The 15,343-nt window shown below is 62.2% G+C and carries 16 protein-coding genes; 12 read left to right on the top strand and 4 right to left on the bottom strand.

Annotated elements, in window-relative coordinates:
- Positions 1 to 2 precede the first annotated feature (2 nt).
- The 8 genes from BN2476_RS24860 to BN2476_RS24825 all read left to right on the top strand — a co-directional run bounded on the left by BN2476_RS24860 (position 3) and on the right by BN2476_RS24825 (position 7,803).
- A complete protein-coding gene (locus tag BN2476_RS24860; protein ID WP_087736824.1) occupies positions 3 to 548 on the top strand; it encodes a type II secretion system protein in 546 nt (181 codons plus the stop codon).
- A gap of 22 nt (positions 549 to 570) precedes the next feature.
- Positions 571 to 963: a type II secretion system protein gene (locus BN2476_RS24855; RefSeq protein WP_087736896.1), complete on the top strand. Its 393-nt coding sequence runs from the start codon at positions 571 to 573 to the stop codon at positions 961 to 963.
- Positions 960 to 1,583: a type II secretion system protein gene (locus BN2476_RS24850; RefSeq protein ID WP_087736823.1), complete on the top strand. Its 624-nt coding sequence runs from the start codon at positions 960 to 962 to the stop codon at positions 1,581 to 1,583. Before BN2476_RS24855 ends, BN2476_RS24850 begins: the two co-directional genes overlap by 4 nt.
- 289 nt (positions 1,584 to 1,872) lie before the next feature.
- Positions 1,873 to 3,273, top strand: a complete 1,401-nt coding sequence (locus BN2476_RS24845) for a sigma-54 dependent transcriptional regulator (protein WP_087736822.1) — start codon at positions 1,873 to 1,875, stop codon at positions 3,271 to 3,273.
- A 618-nt stretch (positions 3,274 to 3,891) separates the two neighbouring features.
- Positions 3,892 to 4,935 carry a glycosyltransferase family 2 protein gene (locus tag BN2476_RS24840; RefSeq protein ID WP_087736821.1) on the top strand — a complete coding sequence of 348 codons (1,044 nt, stop codon included), beginning with the start codon at positions 3,892 to 3,894 and terminating at the stop codon, positions 4,933 to 4,935.
- Positions 4,936 to 5,187: 252 nt separating this feature from the next.
- A complete protein-coding gene (locus tag BN2476_RS24835) occupies positions 5,188 to 6,216 on the top strand; it encodes a Gfo/Idh/MocA family protein (protein ID WP_087736820.1) in 1,029 nt (342 codons plus the stop codon).
- A gap of 155 nt (positions 6,217 to 6,371) precedes the next feature.
- The gene (locus BN2476_RS24830) at positions 6,372 to 6,929 is read left to right on the top strand and encodes a carboxymuconolactone decarboxylase family protein (protein ID WP_087736819.1); all 558 of its coding nucleotides are present in this window, start codon (positions 6,372 to 6,374) and stop codon (positions 6,927 to 6,929) included.
- A 37-nt stretch (positions 6,930 to 6,966) separates the two neighbouring features.
- Positions 6,967 to 7,803, top strand: a complete 837-nt coding sequence (locus BN2476_RS24825) for a helix-turn-helix domain-containing protein (protein WP_087736818.1) — start codon at positions 6,967 to 6,969, stop codon at positions 7,801 to 7,803.
- 23 nt (positions 7,804 to 7,826) lie between these two features.
- Here BN2476_RS24825 and BN2476_RS24820 read toward each other — a convergent pair whose 3' ends face one another.
- The 3 genes from BN2476_RS24820 to gcvA form a co-directional block, all read right to left on the bottom strand.
- Positions 7,827 to 8,543, bottom strand: a complete 717-nt coding sequence (locus BN2476_RS24820; protein WP_087736895.1) for a GNAT family N-acetyltransferase — start codon at positions 8,541 to 8,543, stop codon at positions 7,827 to 7,829.
- Positions 8,544 to 8,652: 109 nt separating this feature from the next.
- Positions 8,653 to 8,946 (bottom strand): muconolactone Delta-isomerase family protein, encoded by a 294-nt coding sequence (locus tag BN2476_RS24815; RefSeq protein WP_087736894.1) that lies wholly within the window; start codon positions 8,944 to 8,946, stop codon positions 8,653 to 8,655.
- Positions 8,947 to 9,130: 184 nt separating this feature from the next.
- The gene (gcvA, locus tag BN2476_RS24810) at positions 9,131 to 10,051 is read right to left on the bottom strand and encodes a transcriptional regulator GcvA (RefSeq protein WP_087736817.1); all 921 of its coding nucleotides are present in this window, start codon (positions 10,049 to 10,051) and stop codon (positions 9,131 to 9,133) included.
- A gap of 139 nt (positions 10,052 to 10,190) precedes the next feature.
- On the opposite strand from gcvA, the gene leuC reads away from it, so the two are divergent.
- The 4 genes from leuC to BN2476_RS24790 all read left to right on the top strand — a co-directional run bounded on the left by leuC (position 10,191) and on the right by BN2476_RS24790 (position 14,842).
- Complete coding sequence (gene leuC, locus BN2476_RS24805) at positions 10,191 to 11,621, top strand: 3-isopropylmalate dehydratase large subunit (protein WP_087736816.1); 1,431 nt, start codon at positions 10,191 to 10,193, stop codon at positions 11,619 to 11,621.
- A 1-nt stretch (position 11,622) separates the two neighbouring features.
- The gene (gene leuD, locus BN2476_RS24800) at positions 11,623 to 12,213 is read left to right on the top strand and encodes a 3-isopropylmalate dehydratase small subunit (RefSeq protein ID WP_087736815.1); all 591 of its coding nucleotides are present in this window, start codon (positions 11,623 to 11,625) and stop codon (positions 12,211 to 12,213) included.
- A 40-nt stretch (positions 12,214 to 12,253) separates the two neighbouring features.
- Complete coding sequence (leuB, locus tag BN2476_RS24795; RefSeq protein WP_087736893.1) at positions 12,254 to 13,324, top strand: 3-isopropylmalate dehydrogenase; 1,071 nt, start codon at positions 12,254 to 12,256, stop codon at positions 13,322 to 13,324.
- A gap of 99 nt (positions 13,325 to 13,423) precedes the next feature.
- Positions 13,424 to 14,842, top strand: a complete 1,419-nt coding sequence (locus BN2476_RS24790) for an MFS transporter (protein WP_087736814.1) — start codon at positions 13,424 to 13,426, stop codon at positions 14,840 to 14,842.
- A gap of 91 nt (positions 14,843 to 14,933) precedes the next feature.
- Here BN2476_RS24790 and gspG read toward each other — a convergent pair.
- Positions 14,934 to 15,343: type II secretion system major pseudopilin GspG (gene gspG / locus BN2476_RS24785; RefSeq protein WP_143811033.1), on the bottom strand; the 410-nt coding region annotated here is incomplete at its 5' end.

Below are 15,343 nucleotides of genomic sequence, written 5' to 3'. Positions count from 1 at the left end.
CGATGTTTCGCGTCACGCGTCCCGACCGTGTACGCCGCACGGATCGAGCGGGGCAGCGCGGCTTCACGCTGATCGAACTCGTGGTCACGCTCGCGCTTGTCGGCATCCTCGCGCTCGCGATCGTGCCGTTTTCTCAACTGATCGTGCAGCGCGAAAAGGAACAGCAGTTGAGCGCGGCATTGCGTGAGATCCGTACTGCGCTCGACGCATACAAGGAAGCGAGCGACACGGGGCTGATCGAACGAGAAGCGGATGCGTCGGGCTATCCGCCGTCGCTCACGGTGCTCGTCGATGGCGTGAAGAACGTCAAAGACCCTAAAGGCGGGCTGCTGATGTTCCTGCGCCGCGTGCCGCGCGATCCCTTCTTTACGGGCGAGCCGGATGCGCCGCCCGAAGACACCTGGAACGCGCGCGCGTTCGGCGAGCCGCCTGCGCGTGCCGATGGCGCCGATCCGTCCGCGCCTGGCACGGCGGGCAAGGACGTGTTCGATGTCACGTCGAAGTCGGATCGCGTCGGCATCAACGGCGTTCCCTATCGACAGTGGTGAGCGGACAGTGGTGAGCGCGATCATGAAAGGCAACGCCATGCGCCGGTTTTGCGCCGGCTTCACGCTGATAGAACTCGTCGTCGTGATGGCGATCATCGGCCTCTTGCTGACCATCGCGCTGCCGCGCTACATGCATAGCATCGATCGCGGCAAAGAGCAGGTGCGCGCGCAGAATCTCGCGGTGATGCGCGATGCGATCGACAAATACTACGGCGATAACGGCGCGTACCCCGACACGCTCGACGAGCTCGTTACGCGCCACTATTTGCGCGCGATTCCCGTCGATCCCGTGAACGGCGACGACAAGTGGGCGGTCGTCGCTTCGCCGGACGACAACAAACCGGGCGTCTACGATATCCTGCCCGCAAGCAGCGCGCAGGGCGCGGCGTCGGATGCAGCGGGAGCGGGTCAATGAGCTTCATCGAGACGCGCGGCCATAGCGGACATTCGTCTGGCGCGCACGCCGCACGCGAACGCGGCCTCGTGATGCTGACACTGCTGATCGCGTTGATGTTGCTTTCGATCGCGCTGATGGGCGCGCTCGACGTATGGTCGTTTCAACGCAAACGGGAAACCGAACAGCAACTGCTGTTCGTCGGCAACCAGTACCGTCTCGCGATACTGCGCTACTACCGCGCAGGACGCGCGCTGCCCGCATCCATCGACGATCTGCTCAACGACACGCGCTTTCCCGAGCCGCTGCATCATTTGCGGCGCGCGTACGCCGATCCCGTCAGCGGGCAGAACGATTGGGTCTACCTGTACGAGGCCGGCCGGATAGCCGGCCTGCACAGCAGTTCGACGGACGCGCCGATCAAGCGCTCGCGTTTTCCCCGGCAATTCGAAGACTTCGAAGGACAGCAGACCTATGCGGGCTGGCAATTCTTCTATATGCCGCCGATGCCACGCTCCAACTCCAACCTCGATGCTCATCCAAAGAAGCCGAGATCCGGCTCGCTGGACGCTCCATTCGATCCGATGAACGATGGCCTGACGCGTTTCACTCCGCGCAGCATGGGCACGTCGAACTGGTGATCGGTATCAAGCTCATTGAAATGCGGCTTTAAGGATTCGCGCGTCATAGAATTGACGTCCGGATTCCATTCCTGACTCGCTCGCGCGCACATCCTCGCTTTGTTATGCGGTCTACCGCACAGTTCTCAAGCAATTTAGTCGCGAGAACGCCTTCTTTCACGGAATAAGAAAAAGATCTTAAGGCGTTCTTCAGCTTCGTTAGCCGACACTTCCTTTACAGCGAATTTTCTCTTTCTTATCGAAGCGATCAGTTTTCCTTTCTAGTTCGGTCTGGCCGGAGAGGCTTCATATGGACGCGGTGACGAGAAAGCTCTATCACGTTTGCCGTGGCAACCGCGCGTTGCCGGACGCGGTGCTCCCGCACAACGGGTGGAGAATCGACAGGATCGACGTCGGCGCGCGAACGAGGCATCGGACACGGCTTGCAGCCGGAGCGGGAGGACTGATCGATCTGGCGTCGATGAAGTTTCCGCGTGACATGGCAGCGCTCACCGACGTGATCGCCGCACGCGATGTGGGCTGGGTCGCGGCGTTGCGGCCCGGGCAACTCGAAGACCATGCGATCCGCTCGCTCGTGCGAGGCCGCTGCATGAGCTACATCACGCTGCCTACAACAGCCGACGAACTCGGACATGCGATAGGGCACGCGCGCGGCATGTGCTCGCTGGCGGAGCCGGTGGCCGCGCATCCGTGGACGGTCATGGATGGCGAGATGATGGGTTCGTCCGAGGCGATGATCCAGCTCTTTCGCACGATCCGCAAGGTTGCGATATGCAACGCGCCCGTGCTCATCCAGGGCGAGTCGGGGACGGGCAAGGAACTGACGGCGCTATCGATTCACCGCTATTCCGCGCGGCGGCATGCACCGTTTGTCGCGATCAACTGCGGCGCAATACCTGAGCATCTCGTCATGTCCGAACTGTTCGGCTACGAGCGTGGCGCATTCACTGGTGCAAACGAGCGTAAGACGGGACGCATCGAAGCGGCGGATGGCGGTACGGTCCTTCTCGACGAGATCGCCGATCTGCCGTTGAAAAGCCAGGCGAGTCTGCTGCGGTTCTTGCAGGAGCACAGCATCGAGCGGTTGGGCTGTACCGGCTCGATCGACGTCGACGTGAGAATCGTCTGCGCGACGCATGTGGATCTGAAGCAGGCAACGTCGGAAGGCCGATTCCGGGAAGATCTCTATCATCGGCTGAGCGTGCTGCAGATCGACGAGCCGCCGCTTCGCGCGCGAGGTGCCGACGTCGAGCTATTGGCGCGGCATCTGCTCGATCAGTTGCGCGCGGATTCGTGCCGCCGGATTCGTGGCTTTTCCGACGATGCGACCCGCGCGATGCGCGCGCACGATTGGCCTGGCAATGTCCGCGAACTGCGCAACCGCGTGTGGCGCGCTGTCGTGCTGTTCGACAATCCGGTGATTACCGCGAGCGACCTGGGTCTTGCGCACTATGTGGGTACGCGTGCGGTATCGCTCGATCAGGCGCGGCGCCGCGCCGAACAGCAGGCAGTCGAAAGGGCGCTGATACGAAATCGCGGAAGGGTCGCGGACGCGGCGCGCGAACTCGATATTTCGCGCGTCACGCTGTACCGGCTGCTCGAGTCGTATGGGTTCGATATAGCGGCTTTTCTGAGCGTCATACGCGCTGATGTTGCGCTGACAACGGTGCGACAGTCAGGCACTGTGTGAGAGTCACAGTTGAGAGCGGACACGCGTATTCCTTCGCGCCAGTCCAGTCTTGACGCAGCGCGGAAAAGACTCTGCCGACTCTGCCGCAGGGAGCAAGTGACACTCCCGCATAGAAAAGCGCCGCGCGTCGCAATGCGCTTCGACCGAAGCTGCATCGCAACACGTTCCGGCGCAGTGCGCACGATGTAGATCGCCCCGACATTTCGCAATGTCATCGCGCATATATGGGCACTCACTTCAGCGCCGCGTGAAAAACAGGCGCAAATGTCTGAGAGGAAGTCGCAAAACGTTGAGGTTCTCGATAGCTTGCCGTAAGGCCAGGTGCTATCTTCATAAGCTATGACTCACGCGTTTCCGATCGGCTTTGCGCGTTGTTGGCGTTGTTCTGTGCCCGCGCGGAAGGGGACATATGACATGTTCTGTACTACCTCGGTCCGGTAGACGCGCCGCATCGGAGGCAGTCGAGCGGACTTAGCTGGCTTCCCATCGCCACTTCGCTTGCTGACGTTCCTTCACATGTGGCATTCGCAGCGGGCTTGATCCCGCAAGGCGACCGCGAACGTTGAGCCGCTTTACGCTGCCGCCCCTTCCTTGCAACCCTGCTTCGGGACCGAGACCATGAGCTTAACGGGTGAACACACAACTTCAAGGAGCCCTCCACGCGAATTCGACCGCATCGAAGAACGCGACGCGACTCGCTTGATCTTTCCTGCGCGGGCGCATGTTCCTTCTGTCACTGTGGTCATGGCCAATTTCAATGGGGAGAGCTGGATCGGAGAAGCCATCGAGTCGGTCCAGAGACAGAGTCTGTCGGACTGGGAACTCATCGTTGTGGACGATGCGTCGACTGACGCAAGCGTGGAGATCGTCCGCGCCGCCGCCGATAGCGACCCACGTATCGTTCTGCTGACTTCGTCGTCCAACGCGGGGCCGTCGGTCGCGCGCAATCGCGCGCTGACGTGCGCGCGAGGTCGCTGGATCACAATCCTCGATAGTGACGACGCGTTCGGTGAAGGACGCCTCGCGTCGCTGCTTGCCAAGGCGGAAGCGGACGGCGAAGGGATTGCAGCGGACGACCTGCTCATCATGAACGAGAGCGGCTCGCTCACTGGACACTCGCTGCTTGACCTTAAAACCTCCAGGACTTTCGATGCGGTCGCGCTTGTCAACGCGCCACACCTCGGCTATCTCCAGCCTATGATCAAGGCTGAGCTTTTAGGGGAGCTTCGTTATGACGCGCGGGTTCGCTCTGCGGAAGATTTCGATCTTCTATTGCGCGTGCTGGTGAAGCACGATGCGCGAATGGTTGTCTATCCGGCGATGGGGTATCACTATCGGCGACGTGGTGGTTCGCTCTCCACTGACAAGTCCGCGGATCGACGAGCGCTCATGGGCATGCTCGACGCGAATGCCCGCTTTCGCGCGTCGCATGCCTTGTCCGGAAGGTTAGCCGACGCATGTGCGCATCGGCATCGATCACTCGAAACCTCGCTTCGCTGGCTCGATGTCACCGAGGCAATTCGTGAAAGGCGCTTCGCGGCAGCCCTCAGGCACACAATAGATCATCCCCGGGTCCTGAGTTGCGCGGTGCAATTCTTCAAGAAGCGCTTTTACCCTCTGGTACTCAGAAACAATCGCCGCGTTAAGACGTTAGGGTTGTGAGCAAAGAGTCGAGCGGGGCAGCATTCTTCCCGGGATGACGTTTTCTTTCGTGCCAGGACGAAGTGCCGAGGGCGCCGGACTTTCACGCCTGTCATGTGCACGCGATTGCCGCGTAGGTCCGCGCCCTCATGCTTGTCATGTGCTTTCGTTGGATGCGAAGACAAGAGCGCTGAGCGTAGACTGGCGCAAATGGAGATTATGGGTGCGCTCGTTCAGTCCAATTCTCACGTACGCAATTCGAAAGGGCATGTCATGGCAAAGGATGCAGTTGTCTGGGGAATCTTGGGCACGGCAAAGATCAACGACAAGGTCGTTGTGCCGATGCATAAAGCGCCGAAGTGTCGCGTAAAGGGCATCGCGTCGCGAAATCCGCAGAAGGCTCGGGACGCGGCGGCGAGATACGGCCTTGCTGTCGCGTATGACAGTTACGAGGCACTGCTGGCCGACCCGGAAATCGACGCGGTGTATATCCCATTGCCTAATCACATTCACATGGAATGGACGGTCAGGTCCGTCGAGGCCGGCAAGCACGTCCTGTGTGAAAAGCCGATCGGGCTGGATGTTCGACAGGCTGAGCGTCTTATCGCTGCGCGCGACAAGAGCGGCCGATACGTACAGGAAGCATTCATGGTTCGCACGCATCCGCAGTGGCTCAAAGTGCGAACCTTGATCGAAGAGGGCGCCATAGGCGAATTGCGGGCAGTGACGGGAGGCTTTACCTATTACAACACCGACCCGCGCGATATCCGCAATCAGAGCGAACTTGGCGGCGGCGGTCTTCTGGATATCGGTTGTTATCCCATCACGACTTCACGCTTCATTCTTGGGCGTGAGCCAAAGCAGGTGGTCGCGCTGATGGAGCGTGATCCGACGTTTGAGGTGGACCGGCTTGGCTCTGTGTTGATGGATTTCGACGGTGTGCAGGCGAGCTTTTTTTACTCCACCCAGATCCACAACTACCAGCGCATGCAATTTCACGGCACCACGGGCCGGCTCGAGGTCGAGATTCCGTTCAACGCACCGAATGATCGACCGACGCGTCTGTTACTGAGTGAACGCTCAAGCGCAGGAGTCGATACGCAACGCTGGCTGGAACTGCCGGTGTGCGATCAATATGGCGTGGCAGCCGCAGTATTTGCGGAAGCAATATTGAGCGGAGGTCCACAGGCTATTCCCCTTGAAGACGCATGCTCGAATATGCGGGTGATCGATGCTGTTTTCCGCTCGGCCCGGTCGAGCTGTTGGGTGAGTATTCAGGACAGTCAAGGCTCGTATGAATGAGCGCGGTCCCGAATTGCAGCGGTACATCTCCCGTCGATCGTCGCGTACCCGCAGCGCGGCGATTACATCCGATGTAATTGGTGTGCAGCACAACGTTCTCTACTCTTTGGCTGTAGCGCCACCAACCCGGTGGCGCTCACTGTCAAGGAGACACCATGTCCAGCTATCCCGTTCATACGATCGAATCGGCCCCCGCACAATCGAAGCCCGTGCTCCGGCAATTGCAAGAGGCTTTTGGTCTGATTCCGAACATCGCGGCCGCTATGGCTACATCGCCGGTATTGATCAACGGCTTCATCGGCCTGTTCGAGCGCGTGCATGCGAGTAGTTTGACGGAGCCGCAGATCCAGACGTTGCTGCTGACCAACGCGGTCACGAACGCCAGCGAGTGGCCCGTCGCGTTTCACACCGCACTCGCATTGAAGCAGGGCGTACACCGCGCCGATGTCGATGCGATCCGGCATGGCGAGCTGCCTGATGACGCCGGACTCGCCGCGCTGTCAATGCTGGCGCGCACGCTGATCGAAAAGCGTGGCCACCTTGCCGATGCGGACCAGCAACGTTTCCTGGAAGCCGGATTCAGCGCCGAGCAGCTACTCGAAATCATTGCAGTGGTGGCGGCATCGACTATCACGAACTATGTCGCCAGCGTGACCAGACCGGAACTCGAAGCACCGTTCGAGGAGTTCGTCTGGCGTGCGCCCATCGCGTGAGTCCGCTATAGTCGTTCGCGTTGATCGGGGAAATCCAATGAACGTCACCAGCCGCGATCGGAATGTGCCACCGGGCGAACTTGGCAGCTTGTTGCGCTATTGGCGCGACGTGCGCGGCGTGAGTCAGCTCGATCTGTCGCTCGACGCAGGTATCTCGCAGCGGCAAATCAGCTTCATCGAGAGTGGGCGCAGCGTGCCCGGCAGGGAGACCTTGCTGACGCTCGCGCAAACGCTCGATGTGCCGCTGCGCGAGCGCAATGCACTGCTGCTCGCGGCTGGATACGCGCCTATGTATTCGGAGGCGCCGTGGAACGCGCAGGAGATGCACAGCGTCATCCGCGCGCTCGAGCGGGTCGTTCGCCAGCACGAGCCGTTTCCCGCGATCGTGATGGACGGGCACTGGAATGTTCTGATGACCAACGATGCAGCGCCACGCTTTTTCAACTGCTTCTTTGACATGGCTTCACGCGAAGGCCCGCGCAACATGCTGCATCTGATGTTCGATCCACAGGGGATGCGTCCGTTCCTGACCGACTGGGACACCGTTTCCCGCAGCCTGCTACAGCGGGTGCACCGGGAATCGGTGGGTCGGGTGATCGACGGCGATACCGCGCGTCTGCTCGATGAACTGCTCGCGTATCCCGACGTGCCGCGCGACTGGAAGAGCTGGCACGCGCCTGCCGCCGCGCCCGCGATGCCCATGATTCCGCTCGGTTTCGTCAAAGACGGAGTCGTGCTTCGATATTTCTCGATGGTCACAAGCGTTGGAGCACCGCAAAACGTTGCCGCGCAGGAACTACGCGTCGAATGCATGTTCCCTGTCGACGATGCAACGGAAGCACACCATCATGCGATGCTCGCAGCGCATTCATAGCAACGCTGAGCGGATTACAGAGGTCAGCTTCGCGCGCGGTCGAGCACGGTGAGATGCATCTCACGCCTGTCGACAAAGCCCAGCGTGCGGTAGAGCGATATTGCGGTCCGGTTCGATGTGAAGACGTGAAGAAACGGCGTCTCGCCGCGCGCGGTGATGGCGGATATCAACAGCCTCATCAGGCCGGCGGCATAGCCTCGTCCGCGAAACGCCGCATCCACGCAGACGGCGCTGATCTCCGTGAATCCGTCGAGCCTCATGCGCTCGCCCGCCATCGCGACCAGCTTGTCCTGAGTGCGAATGCCAAAATAAGATCCGAGTTCGATGGTGCGCGGACCAAACGGGCCAGGCTCCGTCGCGGTGATAAGCGCGAGCATCTCGGGAACATCGGCAACGGCCAGCCTCACGTGCTGCAATTCATCCTGTCGATCGAGCATGCCTTGCCAGATCATTTGCAGCACGACGGCACGCTTTGTGACGGAAAAGCCGGACGGAGGAACGAGCTCGTCGGTCGTGACCAAGGCAACGGGACCTTGTGCCTCGATGAGAGAACGCAAAGCCGCAAAGGATTCCGGACTGTACCCGCCCATCGCAGCAAACGGCGCGACGTCGGTCGGATACCGGATCGCCCCGCCATCGCCGAGTGCAAAGCGTCGATGCGTCGCGACGAGCGCGTTCCAAACCACATCGTCGAGAGGATGCACTCCGCTCTCTTTCCTTTTTACTTCTGCTTCAGACATCGCTTTCTCCATCGAGGTGTGGGCAGCGCTCCCGCTCGCTCTTCCAGGTGTTCGATCATTGCGGCGCCGATCGCCCGGAGTTCGATGACGTCGACGCTGCCCCCAGCACTTACTTCTTCTGAATCAGGCGGCCCAGCGGCGCGAGCGGGCCGACAGGCGTCAGTTCGAATGTCATGAAACCGCCTTCCGTCAGCGGCAGTTCGTCCACTGTCGCCTTCGCTTCATCGATCGACTCGACATCCATCAGAAAGAACACGCCGGGTCGGTCCTGGCGAAACCAGAACTGCTCGATCTTTCCGTCGAGATAGAGCTGGAGAGTATGGGGGACTTCCTTCGCCATGAGCTGCGGCTGTTGTTCCGGTGTGGGCGGGGTGGTGATCATTCCGACAGCAAAAACCTTCACAGTGATCTCCTTTCGATGTTTCGTTGCGATGTGCAACGGTGATCACTCTAGCTTTCGGGCCCGGAAAACGATATCGTCGTAAATGACAACTTTGGGGTCATTCACGCCATGTACGCCATGCGCGCGATGTGCACGGCCACCGGAAAAACACTCGTGCGGAAAAAGCGGTCGAAGGATCGTTTCGCTAACCGCGATTCGCCGCAGCCAGGCTTCGCTCGTACGCCTCGGCTTCTTCCATCAACCACGCTTCGAACGCCATCAGTTGTGGCGACCTCGACGTGACGAGCGCGCATGCCAGGTAGTAGGCGCCGGGCGTGGTCACCTGCAGGTCGAACGGTGCGACGAGCTTTCCGCTCGTCAGATCGTCCTCGATCAACGCGCGCACCGCGATCATCACGCCGAGATTGTCGATGGCCGCCTGATAGGCCAGCGCCGCATTGTCGAAGTCGACGTGTCCCGCGCCGTCGAGCTCGGTCAATCCCGCCTCGACGAGCCAGCGCGACCAGTCCATCGGCCGGTTTCGCGACGACAGCAACGTGTGCCGCGCGAGGTCCCTGGGTTCGGCGAGCGCGGGCCCGCGTTGCAACAGAGCGGGGCTGCAAACGGGCATCAACACTTCGCGAAAGAGCCGCCGATGCCCCTGTCCCTCAGGCGGATACGGATGCGAATGCACGGACACGTCGATGTCCTCGAGCCGGAAGTTCGCGGGCTCGTGCGACGTGACGATCTGGATCGCGATCTTCGGATGGCGCGCGTGAAAGCGCGTCAGACGCGGCACGAGCCAGCGCATCGCGAAGGTCGGCGGCAGCTTGAGGCGCAGCACGGACCCGTCCGCTTCGTCACGCAGTTCGCGCGTCGCGTAGTCGATCTGATCGAACGCGCTGCTCAACGCGCGGATGTAGCTCTCGCCCTTGCGCGTCAGTTCGATGCCGCGCGGCGTGCGCAGAAACAGCTTCACGCCGAGCCAGTCTTCCAGAAGCGATACGTGACGGCTCACGGCGCCTTGCGTGACGAGCAATTCCTTCGCCGCGCCCGTGAAGCTCGAATAGCGCCCCGATGCTTCGAACGCGCGCAACGCATTGAGGGGTGGCAGTTTTCGTCGCATGTTTCGCCATGAGTTTTCTTGATGGTGGCCATGATATATCTGTCGTTGTAAAGATTGGGGAAGCGCCTAACATCGTCTCACCGATGCGGCTCGGGCAAACCAGCGCCCGTCACGCGGAGAAAAAACGGAGACGAACACAGTGACACGCACCGCTGGCGCACCCCGCACGCTGTTCGACAAGATCTGGCAGACGCATCGCATCTTCGAGCGCGAAGATGGCCAGAGCCTGCTCTACGTCGACAGCCATTTCATTCAGGACGGTTCCGCTCCCGCGTTCGAGATGCTGCGCCAGCGCGGCCTCAAGGTGCGCGCGCCGCAGCGCGGCTTCGCCACCGCCGACCACTACGTGCCCACGAACAGCCGCGATCTCGCCAGCATCGCGGACCCCGAAAAGCGCGCGATGGCGAATGCCCTTCGCAACGACAGCAACGAGCACGGCATTGCTTTCTACGGTCTCGACGATGCGCGTCAGGGTATCGTTCATGTCGTCGGGCCGGAGCAGGGCATGAGCCGTCCAGGCATGCTGATCGTGTGCGGCGACAGTCACACGTCCACGCATGGCGCTCTGGGTGCCCTTGCGTTCGGCATCGGCGCCACGGAAGTCGCACACGTGCTCGCGACGCAAACGCTGTGGCAGCGCAAGCCGCGCACGATGCGCATCGTGCTCGACGGCACGCTTGCGCCCGGCGTCAGCGCAAAGGATGTGATTCTCGCGATCATCGCGCGCATCGGCGCGGGCGGCGCGACGGGTCACGTGATCGAATATGCGGGCCAGGCCATCTCCAGCCTGTCGCTCGAAGGCCGCCTGACCATCTGCAACATGTCGATCGAAGCGGGCGGCCGCGCGGGCATGATCGCGCCCGACGACATCACGTTCGACTATCTCGCGGGCAAGCCGCATGCGCCGCAAGGCGAGCAGTGGGAGCGGGAAGTGGCGCGCTGGCGTGCGCTCGCGAGTGACGAGGGCGCATCGTTCGACAACGAAGTGTCGATCGACGTGAGCACGCTGCGTCCGATGGTGACGTGGGGCAACAGCCCCGAGGACGCGCTGCCCATCGACGCGCGCGTGCCCGATCCCGCGAGCGCGCCGAATGCGGAGCGCCGCGCCGCGATGCAGCGCACGATGGATTACATGGGACTTACGCCGGGCATGCCGCTCGATGGTATTACGATCGACCGCGCGTTCATCGGCTCGTGCACGAACGGACGCATCGAGGATCTGAAGGCGGCGGCCGCCGTCGTGAAGGGGCGCAAGGTCGCGTCGTCGGTGCAGGCGTGGGTCGTGCCGGGCTCGGGGCTGGTCAAGCGCGAAGCGGAAGCGCTCGGCCTCGATCGCGTGTTCCGCGACGCGGGCTTCGAATGGCGCGAAGCGGGCTGCTCGATGTGCCTCGGCACCAACGGCGACATCGTCGCGCCGGGCCAGCGCAGCGCTTCGACGACCAATCGCAATTTCGTCGGCAGGCAAGGCCCCGGATCGCGCACGCATCTGATGAGCCCCGTGATGGTCGCGGCCGCTGCGCTGAGCGGGCGTCTCACCGATGTGCGTCCGTTGCTCGCGGAGGCCCGCTGATATGGAACCGTTCGTTCGTCTCGATGCTGTCGCGCTGCCCATTGCTCGCCCGAACTGCGATACCGACCAGATCCTGCCCGCACGCTATCTGCAAAAGCCGCGCTCCGATGACTTCGGCGCCTATCTGTTCCGTGATCTGCGTGACCGCGCGGATGGCGCGGAGAACGAGTCGTTCGCGCTGAATCAGCCCGCGTACCGGCCCGCGCGCATCGTGGTGGCGAAGGAGAACTTCGCCTGCGGATCGTCGCGCGAGCATGCGGTGTGGGCGCTTTACGACTACGGCGTGCGAGCCGTCATTGCGCCGAGCGTGGGCGACATCTTCGCTTCGAACGCGGCAAAAAACGGCTTGCTGACCGTATTGCTTCCGGCTGACGTGGTCGACGGCCTGATCGACAGGATCGCAGCGGAACCGGGCCTGCACGTCACGGTCGATCTCGAAGCGCAGACCGTGTCGACGGCGGATGGCGACACGCACGCGTTCTCTATCGACGCGTATCTGAAGCGTTGCCTGCTCGAAGGGCTCGACGAACTCGGCTTCACGCTCACGCAGATGGAACGCATCGAAGCGTTCGAGCGCGACTACGCATCATGAAGCGACACCATTCACTCAACTGGAAAGCAAGGGAATGCACATGAAAGTCGCGGTACTCGCGGGAGACGGCATCGGCAAGGAAGTGACGGCACAGGCGCTCGAGATATTGCAGGCGGTCGTGCCGAAGAGCGCGGGACTCGAAGTGGAGCATGCGCCCATCGGCGGCGCGGGCGTGGAAGCAGCGGGCGATCCGTTGCCTGCCGCGACGCTCGAGATCGCGCGCCGCTCGGACGCGATTCTCTTCGGCGCGGCAGGTGAGCCCGGCGACGAAAAGATTCCGTTCGACATGCGTCCGGGTGCGAGCCTGCTGCGTCTGCGCAAGGCACTCGATCTCTTTGCGAACTTTCGCCCCGCGTTCCTGTTTCCCGAACTCGCGGATGCATCCAGCCTGAAGCGCGAGGTCGTCGATGGTCTCGACATCGTGATCCTGCGCGAACTCACGGGCGATCTCTACTTCGGCGAACCGCGCGGCGTGACGAACGAAGCGGGCGAGCGCATCGGCATCAATACGATGCGCTACAGCGAATCTGAAGTGAGGCGCATCGCGCATGCGGCGTTTCGCGCGGCGCGGCAGCGCCGGCGCAAGGTGTGCTCGGTCGACAAGGCGAACGTGCTCGAAACGATGCAGCTATGGCGCGACGTGATGACGGAAGTCGGCGACGAATATCCGGACGTCGAGCTCACGCACCTGTTCGTCGATGCCGCCGCGATGATGCTGATGCGCAATCCGCGCCAGTTCGACGTAATCGTAACGGGCAACGTGTTCGGCGACATTCTCTCGGACGCCGCCGCGATGCTCACGGGCTCCATCGGCATGTTGCCTTCCGCGTCGCTCGGCGAAGGCAGCTTCGGCCTGTACGAGCCGGTGCACGGCGCGGCGCCGGATATCGCGGGCAAGGACATCGCCAATCCGCTCGCGGCGATTCTTTCCGTCGAGATGATGCTGCGCCTGTCGTTCGGTCTCACCGACGCGGCCGATCGTGTGCGCCGCGCGGTGAGCACGGTACTGGCGCAAGGCTATCGCACGGCGGACATCTATCAGCCCGGCACACGCAAGGTGGGCACGCGCGAGATGGGCGAAGCGGTAGCGGCCGCGCTCGAACTGCATTGAGAACGACATCGACATAACGATGCGCGCAGCCCGCCGTGCGCGGGCTTCATAAGAAAGAGACATCGCGGCGGCCAACGAGCCTGCTGCGCGGAGACGACGATGACAGACATCTACGCGGACACAACGACCGTCAGGGTCGCGGACTCGTATGCCGGGCAAGTCGCGTCCCGGCTCGATCGCTTGCCCTTCACGCGCACGCTCTGGTGGTTCGTGTTCCTCATCTCGCTGGGCGGCGTATTCGAGCTCTACGATCTCTTCATGACGGCGTACATCGCGCCGGGTCTCGTGAAAAGCGGGCTGTTCAGCACGAACCCGGCTGGCTTCTTCAGCGTCAACGGCGTGGGCTTCTTCGTGTTCTGCACGTTCGCGGGGATGTGGCTCGGCTGCATGGTGTTCGGCTCGATCGCGGACAGGCTCGGCCGGCGCTCGATGTTCACGTTCTCGCTCATCTGGTATTCGCTCGCTACCGCGCTGATGGCGTGTCAGACGAGCGCGGAGGGTGTCGACATCTGCCGCTTCATCGCGGCCATCGGCGTGGGGCTGGAGCAGGTCACCATCGACACGTTCCTCACGGAGCTCGTGCCGCCGCAAGGGCGCGGCAAGGCGTTCGCGTTCTATCAGTTCATCGAGTTTCTGATCGTGCCCGTGGTCGCGCTGCTCGGCTGGCTGCTCGTGCCCGTCAGTCCGTTCGGCATCGATGGCTGGCGCTGGGTCGCGGGCATCGCGTCGGTGGGCGCGATCGCCGCGTGGTGGCTGCGTCTGGGCTTGCCGGAAAGCCCGCGCTGGCTCGCGCTGCACGGTCGCGACGAGGAAGCGGAGCGCATCATGCGCGATCTCGAAACGAAGATCGCGCGCGACGCGGGCGTGGCCGCGCTGCCGAAAGCGCCGCCCGCCGAAGCCGTCGTCGGCGACGGCAAGTTTTCCGAGCTGTTCAAGAGACCGTATGGCAAGCGCACGCTGGTGCTTTCGGTGTTCAATCTGATGCAGACCATCGCGTTCTACGGTTTCGGCGCGTGGGTGCCGACCTTGCTCATTTCAAAGGGCATCCACGTGACGACGAGCCTGCAATACTCGTTCATCATCGCGCTCGCTAATCCGGTCGGGCCGCTGCTCGGCATCTGGATCGCGGACCGCATGGAGCGCAAATGGCAGATCGTCAGCGCGGGCGTGGGTATCGGCATCTTCATGCTGATCTTCGCGCGGCAGACCGAGCCGGCGTGGATCATCACCTTCGGCGTGCTCGTCACGCTGTTCAACAACTGGATCTCGTTCGTCTTTCACGGCTTTCAGGCCGAGCAATATCCGACGCGTATCCGCGCGCGAGCGATCGGCTTCGTGTACTCGTGGAGCCGCGTGAGCGCGGCCGTCGCGGGCCTGCTGATCGGCTTCTTCCTGCATGAGGGCGGAACGCTCGGCGTCGCGATGTTCATCGGCGCGGCGATGCTCGTGATGATCGTCGCGGTGGGCGCGTTCGGGCCGCGCACTCGCAATCGACGTCTGGAAGATTTGTCGCGCTGAAAGACGGCCGGATGCCGTGGCTCCATGCGCGGCGTGCGCATGGAGCACTCGTTGCGTGTGTTGCCCCGCGAGTCAAAGAAATGAACGACGCCTACTGCCACGAGCCGGCATCGGCATCGTTGCCTTCGCCGCCTGGCTTGCCATCCGCGCCGTAACTGAACACGTCGATCTCTCCATGGACGCCCGGATTCAGGTACTGATACGTATTGCTCCACGGATCGTTCGGCAGACGCTCGAGATAGCCGCCGTCCTTCCAGTTGTTCGGGATCGGGTCCGTGGTCGGCTTTTCGATCAGCGCGCGCAGGCCCTGCTCCTGGGTCGGATAGCGGCCGTTGTCGAGACGATAGAGCTTGAGCGACTGCATGATGGTGCCGATGTCCTGCTTCGCGGCCACGTGGCGCGCTTCGTCCGGACGGCTCATGATCTTCGGCACGATCAGCGCGGCCAGAATGCCGAGGATCGCGATCACGACTATGATCTCGATCAGCGTGAACCCGCGTT

The organism is Paraburkholderia piptadeniae, assembly GCF_900007165.1.
GTDB lineage: Bacteria > Pseudomonadota > Gammaproteobacteria > Burkholderiales > Burkholderiaceae > Paraburkholderia > Paraburkholderia piptadeniae.
Note: the sequence above shows the minus strand (reverse complement) of the source record. Positions and strands in the feature narration are given on the sequence as shown.

Excerpts from the sequence above, each read along its gene's own strand:
- BN2476_RS24860 (WP_087736824.1), top strand. The coding sequence starts at position 3 with ATGTTTCGCGTCACGCGTCCCGACCGTGTACGCCGCACGGATCGAGCG.
- BN2476_RS24855 (WP_087736896.1), top strand. The coding sequence starts at position 571 with ATGAAAGGCAACGCCATGCGCCGGTTTTGCGCCGGCTTCACGCTGATA.
- BN2476_RS24850 (WP_087736823.1), top strand. The coding sequence starts at position 960 with ATGAGCTTCATCGAGACGCGCGGCCATAGCGGACATTCGTCTGGCGCG.
- BN2476_RS24845 (WP_087736822.1), top strand. The coding sequence starts at position 1,873 with ATGGACGCGGTGACGAGAAAGCTCTATCACGTTTGCCGTGGCAACCGC.
- BN2476_RS24840 (WP_087736821.1), top strand. The coding sequence starts at position 3,892 with ATGAGCTTAACGGGTGAACACACAACTTCAAGGAGCCCTCCACGCGAA.
- BN2476_RS24835 (WP_087736820.1), top strand. The coding sequence starts at position 5,188 with ATGGCAAAGGATGCAGTTGTCTGGGGAATCTTGGGCACGGCAAAGATC.
- BN2476_RS24830 (WP_087736819.1), top strand. The coding sequence starts at position 6,372 with ATGTCCAGCTATCCCGTTCATACGATCGAATCGGCCCCCGCACAATCG.
- BN2476_RS24825 (WP_087736818.1), top strand. The coding sequence starts at position 6,967 with ATGAACGTCACCAGCCGCGATCGGAATGTGCCACCGGGCGAACTTGGC.
- BN2476_RS24820 (WP_087736895.1), bottom strand. The coding sequence starts at position 8,543 with ATGTCTGAAGCAGAAGTAAAAAGGAAAGAGAGCGGAGTGCATCCTCTC.
- gcvA (WP_087736817.1), bottom strand. The coding sequence starts at position 10,051 with ATGCGACGAAAACTGCCACCCCTCAATGCGTTGCGCGCGTTCGAAGCA.
- leuD (WP_087736815.1), top strand. The coding sequence starts at position 11,623 with ATGGAACCGTTCGTTCGTCTCGATGCTGTCGCGCTGCCCATTGCTCGC.
- leuB (WP_087736893.1), top strand. The coding sequence starts at position 12,254 with ATGAAAGTCGCGGTACTCGCGGGAGACGGCATCGGCAAGGAAGTGACG.
- BN2476_RS24790 (WP_087736814.1), top strand. The coding sequence starts at position 13,424 with ATGACAGACATCTACGCGGACACAACGACCGTCAGGGTCGCGGACTCG.